The organism is Stutzerimonas stutzeri (assembly GCF_000219605.1).
Taxonomy (GTDB): Bacteria; Pseudomonadota; Gammaproteobacteria; order Pseudomonadales; family Pseudomonadaceae; genus Stutzerimonas; species Stutzerimonas stutzeri.
This window is the reverse complement of sequence record NC_015740.1, coordinates 234,749-257,306: the sequence shown is the minus strand read 5'-3', so window position 1 is coordinate 257,306 and position 22,558 is coordinate 234,749. Positions and strand designations below refer to the sequence as shown.

18 protein-coding genes, 1 tRNA gene and 1 pseudogene are annotated in these 22,558 nt (G+C 64.4%); 12 read left to right on the top strand and 8 right to left on the bottom strand.

Annotated elements, in window-relative coordinates:
- Nucleotides 1-73: 73 nt before the first annotated feature.
- The 7 genes from fdnG (at nucleotide 74) to PSTAB_RS01110 (ending at nucleotide 10,509) form a co-directional block, all read left to right on the top strand.
- Entirely contained in the window at nucleotides 74-3,148 is a 3,075-nt protein-coding gene (gene fdnG / locus PSTAB_RS01140) for a formate dehydrogenase-N subunit alpha (protein ID WP_148263407.1), read from the top strand.
- The gene (gene fdxH / locus PSTAB_RS01135) at nucleotides 3,148-4,086 is read left to right on the top strand and encodes a formate dehydrogenase subunit beta (protein WP_041771908.1); all 939 of its coding nucleotides are present in this window, start codon (nucleotides 3,148-3,150) and stop codon (nucleotides 4,084-4,086) included. Before fdnG ends, fdxH begins: the two co-directional genes overlap by 1 nt.
- Nucleotides 4,087-4,143: 57 nt before the next feature.
- Nucleotides 4,144-4,767 (top strand): formate dehydrogenase subunit gamma, encoded by a 624-nt coding sequence (locus PSTAB_RS01130; protein WP_013981363.1) that lies wholly within the window; start codon nucleotides 4,144-4,146, stop codon nucleotides 4,765-4,767.
- 126 nt (nucleotides 4,768-4,893) lie between these two features.
- Nucleotides 4,894-5,811, top strand: coding sequence for a formate dehydrogenase accessory protein FdhE (gene fdhE, locus PSTAB_RS01125; protein WP_013981362.1), 918 nt, complete (start codon nucleotides 4,894-4,896; stop codon nucleotides 5,809-5,811).
- Nucleotides 5,808-7,217 carry an L-seryl-tRNA(Sec) selenium transferase gene (gene selA, locus PSTAB_RS01120; RefSeq protein ID WP_013981361.1) on the top strand — a complete coding sequence of 470 codons (1,410 nt, stop codon included), beginning with the start codon at nucleotides 5,808-5,810 and terminating at the stop codon, nucleotides 7,215-7,217. The genes fdhE and selA overlap by 4 nt, the downstream gene beginning before the upstream one ends.
- Nucleotides 7,214-9,130 (top strand): selenocysteine-specific translation elongation factor, encoded by a 1,917-nt coding sequence (gene selB, locus PSTAB_RS01115; RefSeq protein WP_013981360.1) that lies wholly within the window; start codon nucleotides 7,214-7,216, stop codon nucleotides 9,128-9,130. The genes selA and selB overlap by 4 nt, the downstream gene beginning before the upstream one ends.
- 272 nt (nucleotides 9,131-9,402) lie before the next feature.
- Nucleotides 9,403-10,509 carry a hypothetical protein gene (locus PSTAB_RS01110; RefSeq protein WP_041771617.1) on the top strand — a complete coding sequence of 369 codons (1,107 nt, stop codon included), beginning with the start codon at nucleotides 9,403-9,405 and terminating at the stop codon, nucleotides 10,507-10,509.
- 283 nt (nucleotides 10,510-10,792) lie between these two features.
- Here the strand turns inward: PSTAB_RS01110 and PSTAB_RS01105 are convergent, their stop codons facing one another.
- Nucleotides 10,793-11,344 carry a hypothetical protein gene (locus PSTAB_RS01105; protein WP_041771616.1) on the bottom strand — a complete coding sequence of 184 codons (552 nt, stop codon included), beginning with the start codon at nucleotides 11,342-11,344 and terminating at the stop codon, nucleotides 10,793-10,795.
- A gap of 213 nt (nucleotides 11,345-11,557) precedes the next feature.
- Between PSTAB_RS01105 and PSTAB_RS01100 the strand changes: the two genes are divergently transcribed.
- Both PSTAB_RS01100 and PSTAB_RS01095 read left to right on the top strand, forming a co-directional pair.
- Nucleotides 11,558-11,653 (top strand) — tRNA-Sec (locus PSTAB_RS01100).
- A 137-nt stretch (nucleotides 11,654-11,790) separates the two neighbouring features.
- Complete coding sequence (locus tag PSTAB_RS01095; protein ID WP_013981358.1) at nucleotides 11,791-12,102, top strand: hypothetical protein; 312 nt, start codon at nucleotides 11,791-11,793, stop codon at nucleotides 12,100-12,102.
- 91 nt (nucleotides 12,103-12,193) lie between these two features.
- Here the strand turns inward: PSTAB_RS01095 and PSTAB_RS01090 are convergent.
- A pseudogene (locus PSTAB_RS01090) lies at nucleotides 12,194-12,658 on the bottom strand (glycine cleavage system protein H).
- Complete coding sequence (locus PSTAB_RS01085) at nucleotides 12,655-13,029, bottom strand: DsrE family protein (RefSeq protein WP_041771615.1); 375 nt, start codon at nucleotides 13,027-13,029, stop codon at nucleotides 12,655-12,657. The pseudogene PSTAB_RS01090 and the gene PSTAB_RS01085 overlap by 4 nt, the downstream one beginning before the upstream one ends.
- A 151-nt stretch (nucleotides 13,030-13,180) precedes the next feature.
- Between PSTAB_RS01085 and cfaB the strand changes: the two genes are divergently transcribed.
- Nucleotides 13,181-14,362, top strand: a complete 1,182-nt coding sequence (cfaB, locus tag PSTAB_RS01080) for a C17 cyclopropane fatty acid synthase CfaB (protein WP_013981356.1) — start codon at nucleotides 13,181-13,183, stop codon at nucleotides 14,360-14,362.
- Between the two features lie 47 nt (nucleotides 14,363-14,409).
- Here the strand turns inward: cfaB and PSTAB_RS01075 are convergent, their stop codons facing one another.
- Entirely contained in the window at nucleotides 14,410-15,261 is an 852-nt protein-coding gene (locus PSTAB_RS01075; RefSeq protein ID WP_013981355.1) for a universal stress protein, read from the bottom strand.
- A gap of 260 nt (nucleotides 15,262-15,521) precedes the next feature.
- The gene (locus tag PSTAB_RS01070) at nucleotides 15,522-16,739 is read right to left on the bottom strand and encodes an HD-GYP domain-containing protein (RefSeq protein ID WP_080564963.1); all 1,218 of its coding nucleotides are present in this window, start codon (nucleotides 16,737-16,739) and stop codon (nucleotides 15,522-15,524) included.
- A gap of 204 nt (nucleotides 16,740-16,943) precedes the next feature.
- On the opposite strand from PSTAB_RS01070, the gene PSTAB_RS01065 reads away from it, so the two are divergent.
- Nucleotides 16,944-18,707, top strand: coding sequence for a sensor histidine kinase (locus tag PSTAB_RS01065; RefSeq protein ID WP_013981351.1), 1,764 nt, complete (start codon nucleotides 16,944-16,946; stop codon nucleotides 18,705-18,707).
- Nucleotides 18,708-18,738: 31 nt separating this feature from the next.
- The gene (locus PSTAB_RS01060; protein WP_013981350.1) at nucleotides 18,739-20,082 is read left to right on the top strand and encodes a sigma-54-dependent transcriptional regulator; all 1,344 of its coding nucleotides are present in this window, start codon (nucleotides 18,739-18,741) and stop codon (nucleotides 20,080-20,082) included.
- A 129-nt stretch (nucleotides 20,083-20,211) separates the two neighbouring features.
- Here PSTAB_RS01060 and PSTAB_RS01055 read toward each other — a convergent pair whose 3' ends face one another.
- From PSTAB_RS01055 to PSTAB_RS01045, 3 genes are all read right to left on the bottom strand, one after another.
- Complete coding sequence (locus tag PSTAB_RS01055) at nucleotides 20,212-21,453, bottom strand: RNA polymerase sigma factor (protein WP_013981349.1); 1,242 nt, start codon at nucleotides 21,451-21,453, stop codon at nucleotides 20,212-20,214.
- Nucleotides 21,454-21,455: 2 nt separating this feature from the next.
- Nucleotides 21,456-21,812, bottom strand: a complete 357-nt coding sequence (locus tag PSTAB_RS01050) for a YciI family protein (protein WP_011911395.1) — start codon at nucleotides 21,810-21,812, stop codon at nucleotides 21,456-21,458.
- An 85-nt stretch (nucleotides 21,813-21,897) separates the two neighbouring features.
- Nucleotides 21,898-22,359 (bottom strand): YybH family protein, encoded by a 462-nt coding sequence (locus tag PSTAB_RS01045; protein ID WP_013981348.1) that lies wholly within the window; start codon nucleotides 22,357-22,359, stop codon nucleotides 21,898-21,900.
- Nucleotides 22,360-22,558: the final 199 nt, after the last annotated feature.

Sequence of the window (22,558 nt, the reverse complement as noted above, 5' to 3'; positions counted from 1 at the left end):
AGCTTGACTAAGCTGCTTTAGCAGACGCCGGCAAAGCATCGGCGTTTCAGCCTGATAAGAAGGAGAACCTCCGATGGACATGAACCGTCGACAGTTCTTCAAGGTCTGCGGTGTGGGCCTTGGGGCGTCGAGCATGGCGGCATTGGGCATGGCCCCGCCGACGGCGTATGCCGAGTCGATCCGGCATTTCAAACTGACCAACACCCGTGAAACCCGCAACACCTGCCCCTACTGCTCCGTCGGCTGCGGGCTGATCCTCTACAGCCAGGGCAGCGGCGGCAAGAACGTCGCACAGAACATCATCCACATCGAAGGCGACTCCGATCACCCGGTCAACCGCGGCACGCTCTGCCCGAAGGGCGCCGGCCTGCTGGACTTCGTTCACAGCCCCAACCGCCTGACCCATCCGGAAGTCCGCGAAGCCGGCAGCAACGAGTGGAAGCGCATCGAGTGGAGCGAAGCCCTCGACCGTATCGCCCGACTGATGAAGGACGACCGCGACGCCAACTTCATCGAGCGCAACGACAAGGGCCAGACCGTCAACCGCTGGCTGAGCACGGGCTTCCTCGCCGCTTCGGCGTCCTCCAACGAGGCCGGTTACATCACCCACAAGGTGGTGCGCTCGCTCGGCATGCTGGGATTCGACAACCAGGCACGTGTCTGACACGGCCCGACGGTGGCAAGTCTTGCCCCGACGTTTGGCCGCGGCGCCATGACCAATCACTGGAGCGATATCCAGAACGCCGATCTGATCCTGATCATGGGCGGTAATGCCGCCGAAGCGCACCCGTGCGGCTTCAAATGGGTCACCGAAGCCAAGGCGCGCAACAAGGCGCGGCTGATCGTGGTCGATCCGCGCTTCACCCGTTCGGCCTCGGTGGCTGACATGTATGCGCCGATCCGCACCGGTACCGATATCGCCTTCCTCGGCGGACTGATCAACTACCTGCTGGAGAACGACAAGATCCAGCACGAGTACGTGGTCAACTACACCGACGTCTCGTTCATCGTGAAGGAAGGCTTCGGTTTCGAGGACGGCCTGTTCAATGGCTATGACGCCGAGAAGCGCAGCTACCCGGAAAAATCCACCTGGAGCTACGAGCTGGACGAGGACGGCTTCGCCCGCGTCGACAAGAGCCTCACCCATCCGCGCTGCGTCTATAACCTCCTCAAGCAGCACTACAGCCGCTATACACCGGAGGTGGTCAGCAACATCTGCGGCACGCCGCAGGACAGGATGCTGCAGATCTGGGAAACCATCGCCGAGACCTCGGCCCCGGGCAAGGTCATGACCATCATGTACGCCCTAGGCTGGACGCAGCACTCGGTGGGCTCGCAGATGATCCGGACCGGCGCCATGGTGCAGCTGCTGCTCGGCAACATCGGCATGCCCGGTGGCGGCATGAATGCCCTGCGCGGGCACTCCAACATCCAGGGCCTGACCGACCTGGGGCTGCTCTCCAACCAATTACCGGGCTACATGACCCTGCCGCTGGAAGCCGAGCAGGACTACGCGGCCTACATCGCCAAGCGCACCGCCAAGCCGCTACGGCCGGGGCAGCTGTCCTACTGGCAGCACTACGAGAAATTCCACGTCAGCCTGATGAAGGCCTGGTACGGCAAGAACGCCACGGCGGAGAACAACTGGGGCTACGACTGGCTGCCGAAGCTGGATATCCCCGGCTACGACGTGCTCAAGGTGTTCGACATGATGTACCAGGGGCAGGTCAACGGCTATTTCTGCCAGGGCTTCAACCCCATCGCCTCGTTCCCCAACAAGGCCAAGGTCAGCGCGGCGCTGGCCAAGCTCAAGTACCTGGTGGTCATGGACCCGCTGGCCACCGAGACCTCGGAGTTCTGGCGCAACGCCGGCGAATACAACGACGTCGACACCGCCAGCATCCAGACCACCGTGTTCCGCCTGCCGACCACCTGTTTTGCCGAGGAGGATGGTTCGCTGGTGAACAGCGGGCGCTGGCTGCAGTGGCACTGGAAGGCCGCCGAGCCGCCAGGCCAGGCGAAGACCGACGTGGTGATCATGGGCGGGCTGTTCCATCGCCTGCGCGAGCTCTACAGCAAGGAAGGCGGTGCCTATGCCGAACCGCTGCTGAACATCGACTGGGCCTATCGCCAGCCGGAAGAACCGACCGCAGAGGAGATCGCCCAGGAGTACAACGGCAAGGCACTGGCCGACGTCTTCGACCTGCAGACCGGCGCCCAGCTGGCCAAGGCCGGCGAGTTGCTGCCGGGCTTCGGCCTGCTGCGCGCCGACGGTACCACCTCGAGTGGCTGCTGGATCTTCTGCGGCTCCTGGACCCAGGCCGGCAACCAGATGGCCCGTCGCGACAACGCCGACCCTTACGGCATGGGCCAGACGCTTGGCTGGGCCTGGGCCTGGCCGGCCAACCGGCGCATCCTCTACAACCGCGCCTCGGCCGATCCGGCGGGCAATCCATGGGATGCGCAGAAGAAGCGTCTGGTCTGGTGGGATGGCGGCAAGTGGGGCGGTACCGACGTGCCGGACTTCAAGGTCGATTCACGTCCGGAAGATGGCATGAACCCCTTCATCATGAACCCCGAAGGGGTGGCGCGGCTGTTCGCCGTGGACAAGATGAACGAGGGGCCATTCCCCGAGCACTACGAGCCGTTCGAGACGCCGATCGGGCGCAACCCGCTGCATCCGGACAATCGCCAGGCGATCAGCAACCCCGCCGCACGGGTGTTCAAGAACGACATGGAGTTGTTCGGCAGCGCCGACGAGTTCCCCTACGCAGCGACCACTTACCGTCTCACCGAGCACTTCCACTTCTGGACCAAGCACTGCCGGCTCAACGCGATCACCCAGCCCGAGCAGTTCGTCGAGATCGGCGAGGTGCTGGCCAAGGAGCTCGGCATCGCCGCCGGCGAACGGGTCAAGGTGTCGTCCAACCGCGGCTATATCAAGGCGGTGGCGGTGGTGACCAAGCGCATCAAGCCGCTGACGGTGGACGGCAAGACCGTGCACCAGATCGGCATCCCGCTGCACTGGGGCTTCGCCGGCGTGGCGCGCAACGGTTACCTGACCAACACGCTGACGCCGTTCGTCGGTGACGCCAACACCCAGACGCCGGAGTTCAAGTCGTTTCTGGTCAACGTGGAGAAGGCATGATGGCTACTCAAGACGTGATTGCCCGCTCCGCCACGACCACCGAGCAGCCGTCGATCCGCGAGATCGGCGAAGTGGCGAAACTGATCGACACCTCCAAGTGCATCGGCTGCAAGGCCTGCCAGGTGGCGTGTTCGGAATGGAACGACCTGCGCGACGAGGTCGGCACCAGCCACGGGACCTACGACAACCCGATCGACCTCACCGCTGAATCCTGGACGGTGATGAAGTTCGCCGAGTACGAGAACCCCGGCAGCGGCAACCTCGAATGGCTGATCCGCAAGGACGGCTGCATGCACTGCGCGGACCCGGGTTGCCTCAAGGCCTGCCCGGCGCCGGGGGCGATCGTGAAGTACGCCAACGGTATCGTCGACTTCAACCAGGACCACTGTATCGGCTGCGGCTACTGCATCACCGGTTGCCCGTTCGACATCCCGCGCATCTCCGAGAAGGACAAGAAGGCCTATAAGTGCACGCTCTGTTCCGACCGCGTGTCGGTCGGACTGGAGCCGGCCTGCGTGAAGACCTGCCCCACCGGCGCCATCGTCTTCGGCAGCAAGGAGGACATGAAGGAGCACGCCGCCGGGCGCATCGCCGACCTCAAGGAGCGGGGTTTCGACCAGGCCGGCCTGTACGACCCCGATGGCGTCGGCGGTACGCACGTGATGTACGTGCTGCACCATGCCGATCAGCCCTCGCTGTACAACGACCTGCCGAACGAGCCCACCATCAGCCCGCTGGTCAGCCTGTGGAAGGGCGTGACCAAGCCCCTCGCCCTGCTGGGCATGGGCGCGGCGGTGCTGGCCGGCTTCTTCCACTACACGCGGGTCGGCCCGATTCGCGTCGAGGAAGAGGACGACAAGGCCGAGCTCAGCGAGCCCGTGGTGCATCAGGTCGATCCTTCGGTGCATGTGGTCGATCCCAAGGAGCCGCGACCCTGACCGCGCGGCCCCGTTCGCGGGGCCGCCTTCGGTGTCCGCTCGCTCAAGGAGTCAACGATGAACAACAACGAGATCGAACGCTACAACCCCTCGCAACGGACCAACCACTGGATCGTCGCGATTCTCTTCGTGCTCGCCGCGCTGTCCGGCCTGGCACTGTTCCATCCGGCGCTGTTCGGCCTCTCGGGGCTGTTCGGCGGCGGCACCTGGACGCGCATCCTGCACCCCTTCATCGGGGTCGCGATGTTCGTCTTCTTCCTCTGGCTGGCGATCCGTTTCGCCGGACACAACCGCATCGAGGCGCGGGATCGCCAGTGGCTCAGGCAGATCAACGACGTGGTGCACAACCGCGAGGAAAAGCTGCCGGAAGTCGGCCGCTACAACGCAGGGCAGAAGGTGCTGTTCTGGGTGCTGATCCTCAGCATGTTGGTGCTGCTGCTCAGCGGCATCGTCATCTGGCGCGAGTACTTCAGCAGCTTCTTCGGCATCGTCTCGCTGCGCTGGGCCAGCCTGTTGCACGCCATCGCCGCCTTCGTGCTGATCGTCAGCATCATCGTGCACATCTACGCAGCCATCTGGATCAAGGGGTCGATGGGCTCGATGCTCTACGGCACCGTCAGCCGGGCCTGGGCGCGCAAGCACCATCCGGCCTGGTACCGGGAGATCAACCAGCGCAAGTAAGCGCCGCCAAGCACGCCGGAGATTCCCGCCGCCGCGGGAATCTTCGCCCGTGCATGCCATCGAAAGCCGAGCTATAACCGTGACGGACTATGCTGTTCGGCATAACCACAAGAAAAGGAGTCCTGCGTGGCAGGCACCATTCTCGAGCCCGGGCAGATCGAAGCCGCTGCCAGCAAACCACCCTTCACCAAACTGCCGCCGCGCGATCTGTTCGCCATGCGCAGCGAGCGCCTCGCCAAGCTCGCCGAAGATCATCCGCTGGCCGACTACCTGCGCCTGCTCGCCGGCGTATGCCAGGCGCAGCAGCAGGTGCTGGACAACCCGCCTGCCAACGCACCGCTCGACCCTGCGCGCACCCGCGAATGCTTCAAGCACGCCATGCCGCCGCTGGCCGCCGACACCCTGGTGCGCGAAGGGGCGTGGCTGCCGCTGCTAGATGCCTGGCTGGATGCCTTCGCGGTGCCGGACAACCTGTCGGTCATCGCTGCCATCGACCAGCTGCGCCGCGCCGACAGCGGCCAGCGCAAGGCCTGGGCCGTGGCGCTGGTCAGTGGCCAGTACGACAGCCTGCCGCCGGCGCTGGTGCCCTTTCTCGGCGCCGCGCTGCAACTGGCCTGGACCCACTGGCTGCTCCAGCTCGACCTCTCCGACCTGCGCGAACGCGAAGACCAGACGCTCTGCCCCTGCTGCGGCGCACCGCCCATGGCCGGGGTGATTCGCCACCGCGGGCAGCTCAACGGCCTGCGCTACCTGGTCTGCTCCCTGTGCGCCTGCGAATGGCACTACGTGCGCCTGAAATGCAGCCACTGCCGCAGCACCAAGAAGCTCGACTACCTGCACTTCGAAGGCTCGCCCAACGGCATCAAGGCCGAGGCGTGCCCCGAATGCAACGGCTACCTCAAGCAGCTCTATCTGGAGCTGGCACCGGACGGCGAAAGCCTGTCCGCCGACCTGGCGACGCTGGACCTCGACCTGCTGCTGGCCGATCAGGGCTACAACCGCCAGGCACCCAACCTGCTGCTGGCACCGGGGAACGAGGCATGAGCAGCAGCCATCTGCCCTCGGTGGACAAGCTGCTGCGGGATCCGGCCTGCCAGCCACTGCAGCAGCGTTACGGCCGCCAGGCCCTGCTGGCGACGCTGCGCGATCTGCTCGACGAACTGCGCGAACCGGCTCGCCGTGGCCAGCTGGCCGCGCTGGAACTGTCCGAAGCGGTGCTCGCTGGGCGCGCCGGCGAACGCCTGGCCAGCCAGCACAAGAGCCGCGTACGTCGAGTGTTCAACCTCACCGGCACGGTGCTGCACACCAACCTCGGTCGCGCCCTGTTGCCGGATGAGGCCATCGAGGCGATCACCCTTGCGGCGCGCTATCCACTCAACCTGGAATTCGATCTCGCCACCGGCAAGCGCGGCGATCGCGACGACCTCATCGAAGGACTGATCCGCGAGCTGACCGGCGCCGAGGCCGTTACCGTGGTCAATAACAACGCCGCCGCCGTGCTGCTGGCCTTGAACAGTCTCGGCGCACGCAAGGAAGGCATTATTTCCCGCGGCGAGCTGATCGAGATCGGCGGTGCCTTCCGCATCCCGGACATCATGGCCCGCGCCGGCGTGAAGCTGCATGAAGTCGGCACCACCAACCGCACCCACGCCAAGGATTACGAAGCGGCGATCAACTCGCGCTCGGGCCTGTTGATGCGCGTGCACACCAGCAACTACAGCGTGCAAGGCTTCACCGCCAGCGTCGCCACCGCCGAACTGGCGCGCATCGCCCATGCCCACGATCTGCCGCTACTGGAAGACCTCGGCAGCGGCAGCCTGCTCGACCTCTCGCGCTGGGGCCTGCCGAAGGAGCCCACGGTACAGGAAGCGCTGCGCGACGGCGCCGACATCGTCACCTTCAGCGGCGACAAGCTGCTCGGCGGCCCGCAGGCCGGGCTGATCGTCGGCAGCAAGGCACTGATCCAGAAGATCAAGAAGAACCCGCTCAAGCGCGCCCTGCGCGTCGACAAGCTGACCCTTGCCGCGCTGGAAGCGGTGCTCAACCTCTATCGTGACCCCGACCGCCTGGCCGAACGCCTCACCAGCCTGCGCCTGCTCAGTCGCCCGCAGACGGAGATCCGCGACCAGGCCGAACGCATCGCCCCGGCACTGGCCACCGTGCTCGGTAAAACCTGGCTAGTCTCCGTAACCGATGCCCTGGGCATGATCGGCAGCGGCGCGCAGCCGGTGGCACGCCTGCCCAGTGCCGCCCTGTGCATCCGCCCGCAGCAACCCAAGCGCCTGCGCGGCCGCAGCCTGCGCCAGCTGGAAGAAGCCCTGCGCTGCCTGCCGATTCCTGTGCTCGGGCGCATCGATGACGACGCCCTCTGGCTCGACCTGCGCCAGCTCGACGACGAACCGGCCTTCCTCCAGCAAATGGTGCACCTGCAAGAGGAGCTGGCCCGTTGATCGTCGGTACCGCCGGCCATATCGACCATGGCAAGACCGCACTGCTGCAAGCCCTCACCGGGCAACAGGGCGACCGCCGCCGCGAGGAGCGCGAGCGCGGCATCACCATCGACCTCGGCTACGTCTACGCCGACCTCGGTGAAGGCAGCCTCACCGGCTTTATCGACGTGCCGGGCCACGAGCGTTTCGTGCACAACATGCTGGCCGGCGCCAGCGGCATCGACTGCGTGCTGCTGGTGGTCGCCGCCGACGATGGCGTCATGCCGCAGACCCGCGAACACCTGGCCATCGTCGAGCTGCTCGGCATCCGTCGCGCGCTGGTAGCGCTGACCAAGATCGACCGCGTCGAGCCGGTGCGCATCGCCGAAGTCCAGCAGCAGATCGAAGCCCTGCTGGCCGCCGGACCACTGGCCGGAACGCCGATCTTTCCGGTTTCCAGCATCCGCGGCGATGGCATCGACGCCTTGCGCGCCGCGCTGATCGACGAAGCCGCGCGCACCGCCGCCCGCAGCGACAGCGGCCACTTCCGCCTGGCCATCGACCGCGCCTTCAGCGTCACCGGCGCTGGCGTGGTGGTCACCGGCACCGCCTTTGCCGGGCGCGTGCGAATCGGCGACGAACTGTTGCTCGGCCCCGCCGGCAAACGCGTGCGCGTCCGCGGCCTGCACGCGCAGAACCGCGAAGCGGACGAAGCCCATGCCGGCCAGCGCGTGGCCCTGAATCTTGCCGGCGAGCGGCTGGCAGTGGAGCAGATCCATCGCGGCGACTGGCTGCTGCACCCACTGCTGCACGCACCGACCCAACGCATCGACGTCGACTTCCAGCTGCTGCCGGGCGAAGCCCACGAACTCAAGCACTGGACGCCCGTGCACGTGCACCTCGGCGCCCAGGACGTCACCGCCCGCGTCGCCCTGCTCGAAGGCACGAGCCTGGCGCCGGGCGAACGCGCCTTCGCCCAGCTACTGCTCAACGCACCGAGCCACGCGGTACATGGCGACCGCATCGTCCTGCGCGACCAGTCCGCCCAGCGCACCCTTGGCGGTGGCCGTGTGCTCGACCCCTTTGCACCGCCACGCAATCGCCGTCGTGCCGCGCGGCTGGAGCAACTTCGCGCCCTCAACCAGCCGAGCCTGGAGCAGGCATTGCCGCCACTGCTCGCCAGCGCCACCAATGGCATCGACCCGCAAGGCCTGGAACGCCAGTTCAACCGTCCGCGCGAAGGCTGGCAGCTCCCGCACGGCGTACTGGAAGTCGGCACGCGATTGGGGCCACGGCTTTTCGATCAGGCCCGCTGGGACGAACTCGAAGCCACCCTGCTCGCCGCCCTGCAACGCTTTCACGAAGAACAACCCGACGAACTCGGCCCCGACCGCGACCGCCTGCGTCGCTACGCCCTGCCGCAGCTGGAGCGGCCGGTGTTCATCGCCCTGCTGGAACAGGCACTGGCCGCCGGCCGCATCGAAACCAGCGGCCCGTGGCTGCACCGCCCCGATCACCGGGTGCGCCTGAGCGATGCGGAAGAAGACTTGAAAGCGCGCCTGTGGCCATTGCTCGAAGCCGGCCATTTCGACCCACCCTGGGTCCGCGACCTGGCCCGCGACCTCGGCGTCGACGAAATGCAGATGCGCAACCTGCTACGCAAGCTCGCCCGTCTCGGCCTGCTGCAACAGGTGGTGAAAGATTTGTTCTACCCCGAGCTCACCATTCGCCAACTCGCGGGGCATGTACTGCAACTGGAAGCGCAAAGCGGCGTAATCCGCGCCGCCGCCTTCCGCGACCGCATCCAGCTCGGCCGCAAACGCAGCATCCAGCTGCTCGAACACTTCGACCGCATCGGCCTCACCCGCCGCTTCGGCAACGAACGCAAAGTCCGCCAGCACAGCGCCTTGGCGATCCAGTCAGCCCTGGGGTAGGCTGGTCGCCGCTTCCTTTCCCACATCAAGACCAGATAAGGAAGGCAATCGCACCCGGTGGTGCAGCCGGGCTTCAAATCCTGTTTTTAACATGGTCAATGATGGGTAACGTTGACCATTACTGATCAGAATCGGAAGAGGTCTGTGCCTTGGTGGCCTTTGACGGCGATTTACGGCATATATTTTCGACACATTTTCGACACATTCTCAGATAAGCAGAAATCCATCCTGCGCCGTGCTTTCGCATGCAGTGATGAGGAAAAGGAAAATCTATGGATTTAGCAGCTTTTGAGAGAAACATTCTTGCCACAGGCTTCGAGCTTGAGTTCAAAGTCGGCTGCCTACTGAAGGATAAAGGCTGGTCTTTTATCAGCAACCGCTATTATGTCGATGACGTTGAACAGTCCGTCAGAGAAATAGACCTTCTAGCTTATAAATATTCAAAATTAGAAGATGTAGATGTTTTTACGGCGCTATTGATCAGCTGCAAAAAGGCCGATGGTCGCGCATGGGCATTACTAACACGTGATATTAACTTAAAAGACCCCAATACGAACTGGTTTCCTTACCACGGCTACAGCAACCATGTAGGCATCCAGTATCAAACCGCCCTTCCTGAATGGGAAGATAGATATAAAGAAAAATGCCAAAAGCATGGGTCCAAAATTATAACTACTCCCGGAGTTGAAATCTTTGCATTCCAAGAAATGGATAGCAAAAATGGGAAAGCTCAAAACGATAAGGCGATATTCTCCTCGATCAGCTCGTTAATGAAAGCCCAAGCATACGAGCTGAATTTCTTACCTAAGCGCCTCGATGATAAAAAGAAGACGGTTTACAACCTGAATTTAATCTCGGTTCTTGCGGGAGATTTAATTAAGATACATTTTTCACCCAACGTGCCGCCTGCAGCGGAGCGAATTCAATCCGAGACTTATGTATCAAAGTACATCCTAAATAATCAGCAGACAACATGCAGAATACGCTTCGTTACCGAGCCTGCACTGCCTGAGCTTCTAGATCATTACAGTTCACTTCACGAGATTAACTGTAATATTTTTACTCAGGAGCTGAATGACTTTTACAGCGACGCTATAAAAATAGGAAAGAAAAACACTCTCTTAAAAGATGATTTTCGGTCCGAAGTTTATCAGAAGCTCAATAGATTACTTTTTGCTAACCAGCTCCCAGAGCTTGACAGAGACGACTTGGACGCTTGGAGCGGTGGCAAGATCGTTTATATCGAAGTTGGCGATGACGAAGAAGTCGTCGATTTTTTAAATGAATACGCTCCTGCGAAAGAAATAGCAAAAGCAGCCTTAATGAAGACATATAAGTACAGTGGGGAATTCACTTTTACCGTATCGATACCGTTCTAAGAAAACTTGCCATGCTGGGAGTTTTGCAGTTCTGCCTACATTTTTTTCGATAATCAAATTTTGTCAGGGTCGAGAAGCTCTATTTGTGAACAACGGATATTCGTCTTCTCGTTTCGCAGCTGTGCTATCTGCTTTCGGAGTTGTTCGCCCTGCCTGCAATCCTTCTCGGTAGTGAATATGTATGACTCTCTGAGTGGCGGTTGTGCTGTATCCGGTGGATTGATAAGTGTCGCTGTAAGTATCCATGCCAGCATTCTCTATATCTCCGCTCTCAAGTTCACCACTAGTTTCTGATGTTCAGATTAAAGCTCGCCTTGCAGTTCCTGCGCTGAATGCTTCCTTCCCCGCCAGGGCAGAAGTCGCTGAGCCGCGACTCTTTGCCTACAACCACAATTTCTTTTGGTCGGGACGGAATCGTTGCGGTTAGCTCGGGAATAACGCGTGTAGCGGGAACGATATTGGTTGCGCCCTGGGGAACGTAGTTTTTGTCGTTGAATACGGTTTGCTTGGGCGGTGGTTCTGCCGTACCGGCTTGGGGCTGGGGTGTTTGCGGCTGAGGCGTTTCACCTTTCGCGGCCACTTCCTCTACTACCCTGCCCCAATCCTTGGTCGCTACCGGCTCAGCTCGCGTGATTTCGGCGACAGGGGCTGGCTTAGGCTGGATGCGCTTATCGGCGATGCCCTGGGCGGTGCCTTTGAGGAATGCCGAACTCACCACCTGTAGCGCGGCCAGCATGATCGCGGTGCCGATCAGCCCTAGTATCAGCCATGCTACGGCTCCTTTGCGCGGGCGCCTTCTGACGTAGTCCGGGGCGTCGTTCCATTCAGCCTTCATATTCCATTCCCGCGGACGCGCCCGCGCCTCGTCATTCCTTACGGACCGCTACCCTGTGCTGGCTGGCCAGCCCGAACGGGACTGCGTGTAATAGTTCGGGCCACGGCTCGATGTTGCCACTCAAGCGGCGTTACATGCTAGCTTTCGTCCCGGCCCGCTCTGTTGCTATTCCTCAATCGGGCGCAACAGAAACACGCCAAAACCATCGTTCATGGAAGGCAATCGCACCCGGTGGTGCGGCCGGGCTTCAAACCCGGTTGGGGGCGGCAGCCGCTCCCGGGTGAGTTCGACTCTCACTGCCTTCCGCCAATCTCCCTCGCCTCCACCCTCTCTCCAGCCGCCAAGTCGGTCTGCGACAGTCTGACCCAGATATCAAAAAGCCATCGCCTTATCATGCGAAGCGCGTCACAATCGGCGTTTTTCTTTCCAGGGATGGAGAGACGCTTGTGAACGATCGGATCGACGAGCGGCGTGCATTTCATGCGCTGCGAGACCATATCGATTGCCTGTTGACGGCAGGTGCTTCGCTGGTGGGCCGGGACCCGGTGCAGCTGAGTCTGCAGGGCCGCACGTTGACGGTACGGCATGGAATGCTGGTCAACGAGAATGGTCATCAGGACCTTGTCGAGACGCTGGCAGAACTGGAATGGTCGAACAAGCGCACCCGCGATATGGCGATCGAACTCTGCATCCGCCAGCTCGATCAGGCGATCAAGGAAAGCTGCGAACAACTGCTGGGCTATTCGACGCCGGATTAGTCTTGAGGGCTCAGCGCAACCATCGCGGCATCGGGGCGTGCATTGGAAGCGGTGGGCTGAAGCCCACCGTACCGAGCAGCCTGCAGCACCGTTACTTCCACTGCAACGCCTGCACATGGGCGTTGGCCGGGTCGAAGTTGTCCAGGCGCATGCGTTCGGCGATTGCCGGCTGGGCTGCTTCGCCCAGTGGGAAGGCGTCGCGCGCAGCAGCCCAGTTCTCGGGTTGCAGGCGGACCATCCAGCCTTCGCCGTAACAGTCCTGGTTGATCAGCCCGGGGCGCTTCAGCAGCGCTTCGTTCACCGCCAACAGTGTGCCGCTAAGTGGACAGCGTGCCGAGGACGCGGCCTTGGCGAACTCCACCACGCCGAAGCTGCGGTCGCGCTCGATGCGGGCGCCGACGCGCTTGGGAGTAAAAGCGAATATCTAGCCGTAGAGCGCGCAACCGTAGGCAGTCAGGCCGAGGGTGACGCTGCCGTCGGCTTCCTCGCGCAGCCACAGGCTGTCCTCCGGCGCGTAACGCAGCGTGTCGGGAAATTCCAGGCCCTGTACATTCATAGGGTCAGCACCCGCTCGTACTCCAGGATCATCTGCGCCAGCTCGCCACCGCTGGAGATGTCGTCCAGCTCGGCGATCAGCGCGGAGGCCTCCAACTGGGCGCCGGGCTGGCGGCACATCAGCAGCCGCGCACCCGCCGCTTTCGCATTGCGAATAAAGTGCAACAACGGTTCGCCCCCGTCCACCGCGCGCAACGTTGCGGCGACCTCGGGGTACGCCAGCTGCGTGGCCTCTCCGGTGAGGTAGAGGGTGACCTCGGCATCCATGCAGGCGAGCAGCGTCGCGATGTGGAATGGCGCGGCGCAACGGGCGGGGGTACTGGGGCCGCTGGCTACCAGGATCAGCACGCGTGGTGAGGGAGACTGCTGCATAACGCCTCTTCTGGACCAAGCCGACGAGTTAAGCCGTCAAGCGCACGTTCGCCGCCGTTCGGGCCATTGCATGAAACTATCATCACCATAGCCTACAGTTTCGATTTCATGGTCTAGGATTTTTCACGGATGCACAGATAGGAGATCGAGCATGCTGGCGACACTGCTACCGGCCCTGAAAGAACTCGCCGTGCCACTGAAACTGCAGCTGTGGGATGGCAAGGAGATCGACATCGGCCCCGCCCCTTCCGTCACGCTGGTCATCAGGGACCCCAGCCTCGTCACTCAGTTGGCCAGTCCCAGTCTGGATGTGCTTGGCGCCGCCTATGTCGAAGGTCAGATCGACCTGCACGGGCCAGTGGATGAGGTCATCCGTATCGGCGACGTGATCAGTCGGGCAATGAGCCAGGACGATTTCTCGACACCGGCACGCGAGGCCCATGACAAGGCGACAGACGCCGAGGCCATCTCCTACCACTATGACCTGTCCAACGACTTCTACCAGCTCTGGCTGGACCGCGACATGGTCTATTCCTGTGCCTACTTCGAGACCGGCGAAGAGGCTATCGACCAGGCGCAGCAGGCCAAGCTGCGCCTGATCTGCCGCAAGCTGCGGCTCAAGCCCGGCGACCGCCTGCTGGATGTCGGATGCGGTTGGGGCGGATTGGCCCGCTTCGCCGCCCGCGAGTTCGGCGCTCGGGTGTTCGGCATCACCCTCAGCCGCGAGCAGCTGGCGCTAGCCCGCGAGCGCGTGGCGACCGAGGGGCTGCAGGATCAGATTCAGCTGGAGCTGATGGATTACCGCGACCTGCCGCAGGACGAGCGCTTCGACAAGGTGGTCAGCGTCGGCATGTTCGAGCACGTCGGCCACGCCAATCTGCCGCTGTACTGCCAGCGGCTGTTCGGCGCAGTGCGTCCGGGTGGCTTGGTACTGAACCACGGCATCACCTCGCGCCATCTCGATGGCCGGCCGGTGGGCCATGGCGCCGGCGAGTTCATCGATCGCTACGTGTTTCCCCATGGCGAGCTGCCGCACCTGGTGAACATCAGCGGCTGCATCAGCGAAGCGGGGCTGGAGATCGTCGACGTGGAAAGCCTGCGCCTGCATTACGCACGTACGCTGCAGCTGTGGAGCGAGCGGCTGGAAGCCCGGCTCGCCGAGGCCCAGGCGCTGGTGCCCGAGCGGGCGCTGCGTATCTGGCGGCTGTATCTGGCGGGTTGCGCCTATGGTTTCCGCCGCGACTGGATCGACCTGCATCAGATTCTGGCGACCAAGCCGCTGCCGGACGGCTCCCACGAGCTGCCCTGGACACGCGCCGACCTGTACCGCTGAAGAGGCTGGCCGCTGCGCCCGACGTCGACGGGCGCGGCGTGCTGCCGTCAACGCAGCAACAGCAGCGGCGTGCGGGTGGTGCGGATCATGTTGGTGGTGGTGCTGCCGACGAAGAACTGGCGAATGCGCGAATGACCGTAGGCGCCCATCACCAGCAGATCAATGCCGTGCTCGGCCTGATAGGCATGCAGGGTCGGCTCGACCTCACCGTCGCGGATGGCGATCTGCACCGCGAAACCGGCCGACGCCAGTACGGCGCGCGCATCTTCCAGTTGCGCGCGGTGCTCGGCGCCATCCTGCCCAACCATCACCAGATGGATCGGCATGCCTTTGAACAGCGGGCTGCCGGCCAGCATTTCCATGCCCTTGCGGCTGGTGGCACTGCCGTCGAAGGCGAGCATCACGCTCTGCGGCGCACTGAATTCGCCGGGTACCACCAGGATAGGTCGCTGCATGGTGCGGATGACATTCTCCAGCTGGCTGCCGATGTGCTGGAGGGCATCGTCACTGTCCTCACCCTGGCGGCCGATCACCAGCAGGCGCGTTTCGTTCTGCAGATCCCGCAGGGCTTCGACCAGGTCGCCATGACGCTGCCGGCATTCCGGCTGGGCGACACCGGCGGCAATCGCCCGCTGGCGCGCCGCATCGAGCATCATGCGGCCCTCCTCAAGGGCGAGCTTGGCGCGCTTTTCGTCCAGCGTCGCCAGCTCCTGCAGCAGGAACTCGCGGCTGCCGAGCCCGATGATGCCGCTGAGGTCGCCCGACATCGGGTACTGCTGGCGATCCAGCACGTGAAGCAGCGTCAGCGGCGCGCCCAGCCGCCGGCTGGCCCAGGCGGCGCAATCACAGACCGCCGCGGCCTGCGGAGAGCCGTCGATACAAGCCATTACATGGGTCATGGTGCTTCTCCTGGTCAGTGGCTCACGATCGGGTCGATGGCCGCGGGTTCGCCATGCACGCCGAGGCGATCATCGCGCTCGCTTGTTGAGACCCGGCACCCGGGCATCGGTGCCGTCGCGGCGCTCGTTGCTGCCTGCTCACCAACGGCTCGTCTACCCGAACACGGTAGGCCAGGACGCAGGGGATGACCACCGTCAGGAAGGCAGTCGTCTGGCCATCTGGAACGACGAAGGCTCGACTGGCGAGCCGGGCTGCCGAGCTAGGTCCAGAGCTCGTCCAGATTGTTGAAACCCCAGGCGGCGGGATCTTCCCGACCGACGATGCGGTCGCCGCATTGAGGGTTGGAGAGATCCAGCTCCTGGGCCGGAATCGCCGCCCGGGTGCGCACCGAATAGAACAGCTTCAGCCGCGGCGCGGTCAGTTGCTGCGGATGATGCTCGATAACCACGCCGAGCCGACCCGACTGCAGCCGCACCAGCGAGCCCAGCGGATAAATGCCCACGGTACGGACGAAGGCGTGCAGCAGCTGCGTATCGAAATGCCCTTGCCACTGGGCCATGCGTGCCAGCGAGCCCGAGGCATCCCAGGCCGTCTTGTACGGGCGGTTCGAAGTGATGGCGTCGTACACATCGCAGATCGCACCCATGCGAGCCAGCAGGCTGATCTCTTCGCCCGCCAGCCGGTGCGGGTAGCCGGTGCCGTCGACCTTTTCATGGTGATGCAGGCAGACGTCCAGCACCGCGTCGGATACGGCGGTCTGCGCGGCGAGCAGCATGGCATGGCCGCGCTCCGGGTGGCTGCGCATGATGGCGTACTCGTCGTCGCTCAGCTTGCCCGGCTTGTTGAGCACATCCAGCGGCATGGCCATCTTGCCGATGTCGTGCAGCAACCCGGCCATCCCGGCTTCGTGCACCTGATCCTCGGGCAGGTCCAGCTGACGGGCGAGCGCGACCATCAGCGCGCACACCGCCACCGAATGCATGTAGGTGTATTCGTCCTTGGTCTTCAGGCGCGCCAGGCTCAGCAGCGCCGAACCGTTGCGCGCCAGCGAGGCGGATATCTGCTCCACCAGGGGCTGGCACTGTTGCGGATCGACGGCTTTGCCCAGACGAGCCTCGTTGAACATCGAGGTCACCTGCTCCTTGGAGCGCTTGAGCAGCCGGCTCGCGCGCTGCAACTCGTCATCCACGCTGCACTGCTGCGTCGAGGTGGTGGCGTCCGACGGCAGGCTGGAGGGCTCCGGTGGTTGCACCAGCGGTGGCGCATCGGCGGCGGCCGGCGTTGCCGTTTCGACATCCACGCCCTTTTCCACGTTGATCCACAGCGCCTTGACGCCACTGCCGCGCAGCGTCTGCAGGTCGGCGGGATCGGTCAGCAGGAACTTGCTGCGCCAGAACGGATGGTCGAACCAGCTGCCCTCCAGAGCGTGTACGTACATGCCGAAGCGAAGCTGACTGACAAGGATTTTTCTGAGCAAGGCGCACCTCGATTCGTGAGCGGCGCTGGTAGCCGCGCAAGCGTTCCATGCTCGCCACTACAAGAACTCCCCACAGTATATGTGTGATGGCACTTTGCCTCTACATGTCTGGATCAAGACTTTGGTGTCGATCGGCTCGCCGGTCGGTCTACAGGCGCTACGGCTTTCGCTTACCATCGTCGCGTCCTTTCGCGAGCGTCGCCAATGCCTGTCATCTCCAACCGCAGCCGCGTCAGCCTGATCGTGGCGTTGATCCTCGTCGGTCTGCTGCTCAGCATGTACTGGGCCGGGCGGCTGGCCGAGCAGCGCGCCTGGGCCGAGCGCGGGCAGGAATCGCAGGGGCAGCTGGAGCTCTATGCGCAGGCCATCCACACCCAGGTCGAGCGCTTCCGATCGGTGCCGGCGTTGCTGGCGCTGGACAGCGACATCCAGGCATTACTCGCCGACCCGGGCAACCGCCAGCTGCGCGGCCAGCTCAACCAGCGGCTTGAGCAGCAGAACCACGCCGCGGGCTCCTCGGTGCTGTACCTGCTGGATCGTAACGGCGAGACCATCGCAGCCAGCAACTGGCGTGACTGGAGCAGCTTCGTCGGCAACAACTATGCCTTTCGCCCCTATTTCCGCGACGCCGTGGCCAATGGCAGCGGGCGTTACTTCGCGGTCGGCGTGACCACCGGCATTCCCGGCTATTTCCTTTCAAGTTCGGTGAAGAACACTGCCGGCGAGCTGCTCGGCGTACTGGTGGTCAAGCTCGAACTGGAGGACATGCAGCGCGACTGGGTCGGCCAGCCGGGTATCCTGCTGATCGCCGACTCGCTGGACATCGTCATCCTCACCAACCGCCCGGCCTGGCGCTTTCGCTACCTGCGCCCGCTGAGCGACGAGGTGCGCAGCCGGTTGGTGGATGTGCGCCGCTATGCCGAGCAGACCCTGCAGCCGCTGCAGAGCAGCCGGGTGCAGCAGCTCGACGAGGGCAGCGAGCGCCGCCTGGTGGACGGCCCGGATGGCCGCCGCGAGTACCTCTGGCAACGTCTGGCATTGCCCGAGGAAGACTGGACCCTGCACCTGCTGCATGACCCGCAGTCGATCGCCGCCAGGGTGCGCAGCTATCGTCTGGCCGCGGCCGGCGTATGGATGACGCTGGCGTTCCTGTTGCTCTACCTGGCGCAGCGACGCAAGACCCGCCGCCTCGAATTGCGCAGCCGCACTGAGCTGGAGCGCCTGGTGCAGGAACGCACCCGCGAGCTGCACACCGCCCAGGACGAGCTGGTGCATGCTGCGCGCATGGCGGCACTGGGGCAGATGTCCGCCGCGCTGGCCCACGAAATCAACCAGCCGCTTACCGCCCTGCGCATGCAGCTGGCCAGCCTGCGCCTGCTGCTCGACAACGGCCGGGATGGCGAAGTGCGCGAAGGGCTCGGGCACGTGGAAGGCCTGCTCGAGCGCATGGCTGCGCTGACTGGCCATCTGAAGACCTTTGCCCGCAAGAGCCCTGCCGGCCTGCAACAGCACCTGGCGCTGGCCGATGTGCTGGAACAGGCGTTGCAGCTGCTGTCGCCGCGCATTCGCAGCGAGCAGGTGGAGGTATTCCGCCAGGTGCCGGCCGAGGCCACGGTGCGTGGCGATGCGATCCGCCTGGAGCAGGTGCTGATCAATCTGCTACACAACGCGCTGGACGCCATGGCCGAGCGACCGCAACGGCGCCTGCGCATCCTCTGTCGGCGCGTCGGCGACGCCTGGCAGCTCAGCGTTGCCGACAATGGCGGCGGCATTGCCAGCGAGCATCTGGATCAGGTGTTCGAGCCCTTCTTCACCACCAAGCCGGTCGGTCAGGGCCTGGGCCTGGGCCTGGCGGTGTCCTACGGCATCGTGCGCGACATGGGCGGCACCCTGGAGGTGAGCAACGACGAACAGGGCGCGGTGTTCACCCTGACGCTGCCGGCTGCCGAAGTGCACGCCGCCGAGTAAACTGCGGCGACGCGAGCGCGAGGAGCTGGCAATGAGCGGGCAGGTAATCTTCATCGATGACGAGGCGGCGATCCGTCAGGCCGTGCAGCAATGGCTGGAGCTCTCCGGCTTCCAGGTGCGCACCTTTTCCCGCGCGCGGGAAGCGCTGTCGGTACTGGATCGCGACTTTCCCGGTGTGCTGATCAGCGACGTGCGCATGCCCGACCTCGACGGCCTCGGCCTGCTCGAGCGGCTGATCGAACTGGATGCAGACCTGCCGGTGATCATGGTCACCGGCCACGGTGACGTGCCCATGGCCGTGCAGGCGCTGCGTCAGGGCGCCTACGACTTCATCGAGAAGCCCTTCACCCCCGAGCGCCTGCTGGACAGCGTGCGCCGCGCGATGGACAAGCGCCGGCTGGTCTGCGAGAACCGTCAGCTGCGCGAGCAGTTCGCCCGCAAGGGGCGTATCGAATCGCAGCTGCTGGGCGTATCCCGCGCCATGGATAACCTGCGACGCCAGGTGCTGGAGCTGGCCGGAACCGACGTCAACGTGCTGATCCGCGGCGAAACCGGCAGCGGCAAGGAGCAGGTGGCGCGCTGCCTGCACGACTTCAGCCCGCGCGCCGGCGGGCCGTTCGTGGCGCTGAACTGCGCGGCGATCCCGGAAACCATCTTCGAGAGCGAGCTGTTCGGTCACGAGAGCGGCGCCTTCACCGGCGCCAAGGGCAAGCGCATCGGCCGCATCGAACACGCCGCCGGCGGCACGCTGTTTCTCGACGAAATCGAAAGCATGCCGCTGGCACAGCAGGTCAAGCTGCTGCGCGTGCTGCAGGAGAAGACCCTGGAGCGGTTGGGCTCCAACCGCAGCATCGAGGTCGACCTGCGGGTGATCAGCGCGGCCAAGCCGGATTTGCTGGAAGAGGTGCGTGGCGGGCGCTTCCGCGAGGACCTGCTGTACCGGCTGAACGTCGCCGAGCTGCATATCCCGCCACTGCGCGAGCGGCGCGAGGACATTCCGCTGCTGTTCGAACACTTCGCCAGCCAGGCCGCCCAGCGCCACGGCCGTGCCGCGCCACCGGTGACGCCCGGCGAACTGGCGCAGCTGCTCGCCCACGACTGGCCGGGCAACGTGCGCGAACTGATCAACGCCGCCGAACGCCACGCCCTCGGCCTCAGCGCGCCGGCCCCGGCGAGCAGCGGCGGACAGTCGCTGGCCGAGCAGATGGAAGCCTTCGAGGCGCAGTGCCTGCACAATGCGTTGCAGCAATGCAAAGGCAACATTGCCGAGGTGATGACCCTGCTGCAGCTGCCGCGCCGAACCCTCAACGAAAAGATGCAGCGCCACGGCTTGAGCCGCAGTGACTATTTGCCGGCCGGAAGTTGCGACAACTGATCACGGCGCCGCCCTCGCCGCCTCTGCAAACCGTCGCAGCGCGACGCCATGTAGCATGGGTCGTCAACTCCGAATGGGAGCCTCGCGGGGCGTTGAGCGCACGCATCCGCAAGCGTCGAGCCCGTCGAGTCAACTGTCCAGCCCATCCAGCTGCCTCTGCAGAAAACGGCGCTCCGGCTCCAGCTGCACCAGCCGCAAGGCGCTGCGGTACGCCTCGCGAGCCTCGTCGAGGCGCGCCAGCTGGCGCAGTAGGTCGGCGCGGGTGGCGTGGCTGAGGTGATAGTCCTGCAGGTGCCCCTGGGCCAACAGCGCATCCACCAGCAGTAATCCCGCTTCGGCGCCGTCGCGCATGGCTACGGCCACCGCGCGGTTCAGCTCCACCACGGCTAACGGACTGAACTGCAGCAACACATCGTAGAGCCGCACGATCTGCGTCCAGTCCGTCTGCGCGGCGCTCGGCGCCTCGGCATGCACGGCAACGATGGCTGCCTGCAATGCGTAGGGGCCGAAGGCACGCGTGCTCAGGGCACGCTGCACCAGCAATGCGCCTTCGGCGATCTGCTGCCGATCCCACAGGCTGCGATCCTGCTCGTCCAGCCGCACCAGCTCGCCGCAGGCATCCGTGCGTGCGGCGCGCCGGGCATCATGCAGCAGCATCAGCGCCAGCAGCCCGGCGACCTCCACGTCGGGCAGCAGCTCGTAGAGCAGGCGACCCAGCCGAATGGCCTCGGCGCAGAGGTCGGCGCGGGTCAACGATGCCCCGGCCGATGCCGAATACCCTTCGTTGAACACCAGGTAGATCACCCGCAGCACGCTCTCCAGGCGTGCCGGCAGTTCCGCGCGCTCCGGCACCCGATAGGGCAGCTGGGCATCGCGGATCTTCGCCTTGGCTCGCACGATGCGCTGGGCGATGGTGCTGGGCGGCGCCAGAAAGGCCCGGGCGATCTCCTCGGTGGTCAGATCGCAGACCTCACGCAGGGTCAGCGCCACGCGACCATCGGCCGGCAAGGCCGGATGGCAGCAGGTGAAGATCAGCCGCAGACGGTCGTCTTCCATCTCGTCCACCTCCGCCGCCTCGGCTGCGTCTTCCAGCTGCTCGGCCAGCAACCGCAGCGAGGCATCGAAGCGCGCCCGCCGGCGCAGGGCATCGATGGCCTTGAAGCGACCGGTGGACACCAGCCAGGCGCGCGGGTTGTCCGGAACGCCATCGCGTGGCCATTGCTGCAGCGCGGCGGCGAAGGCGTCTTGCAGTGCTTCCTCGGCACGATCGAAATCACCCAGCAGGCGGATCAGCGTGGCCAGGACCCGACGCGATTCGCGGCGGTAGACCGCCTCGACCTGCGCCGCCGCAATGGCTCCAGTGAGCGGCATGCTCAGCGCTGCGGCAGCTGGCGCAAAGGCCGGACCTCGACACAACCGAGGCTGGCTGGCGGAATCTTCGCCGCGATGGCCTCTGCTTCCCGCTGGTCAGCCGCCTCGATCAGGTAGAAGCCGGCCAGCTGCTCGCGGGTTTCGGCAAAAGGACCATCGACCACCGAGGTGATGCCATCGCGCACGCGCACCGTGCGAGCCGTGCGCACCGACTGCAGCGGTTCCCCGGCGAGCATATGCCCGCTGGCACGCAGCTCCTCGCCACAGCTCAGGCAGCGCGCAACCAGCGCTTGCCACTGTTCATCGGTCAGCGCATCCACGCGCTGCTCGTCGTAATAGATCAGACACAGGTATTTCATGGCGAGGCTCCGGCTGCTGGGGACGCAGAAAAGCTAGCAGCCGGGAGCAAAGCCTGCCCGATCGAACGACGAAGCTCCGCAGCGCTCAACCGGCCTGCTGCACCGCCGAAGGTGTCGACGACATGCATACCTGGCCGGTCTCCATGTCGAAGGGCATCGAGAAGTGCTCATGGATGACCTTCCAGTCGCCGCCGCGCCGCGCCCAGACACGGGTGCCGCGCATCCACGCGCTCTGCATCTCGCCTTCGGCGTTGGGGCCACCGCAGTGGCTGAGCATGCGGCTGCAGGCCAGCTCGCCGCCGACGTCCACGTGCAGCTCGTGGGTCTCGAAGAAGCCTTCGCCCTGGCAGAACTCGAAGCAGCGCTGCCAGTGCGCGCGGTACTCGGGCACGCCCTTGAACTGCAACGCGCCCACGGCATCGAAGGCGACCACCTCCGGCGCGTACTGCGCCATGATCCGGTCGAGATCCTTGGCGCCAATGGCCTGCTCGAAGTCTTCGTGCAGCTGGCGAATGGCGGTTTCATCCTGGCGGGTTTCGGTGCTCATGGCCGTCTCCTGTGATCGGGTTGAACGGGTGGGTTCAGCCAGTAGTCGTTCGGCGCGCCCATGGATCGACAGGCCGGGCGAATCTTTTTTTCAGAAGACCGACAGGCGACGGGCCGCGGGCCAGACGCCTTGGCATGCCTAGCGCGCCGCCATGACACGGCACCGCCAGGCGGAATACAGTTGCGAATTGTTATCCTTT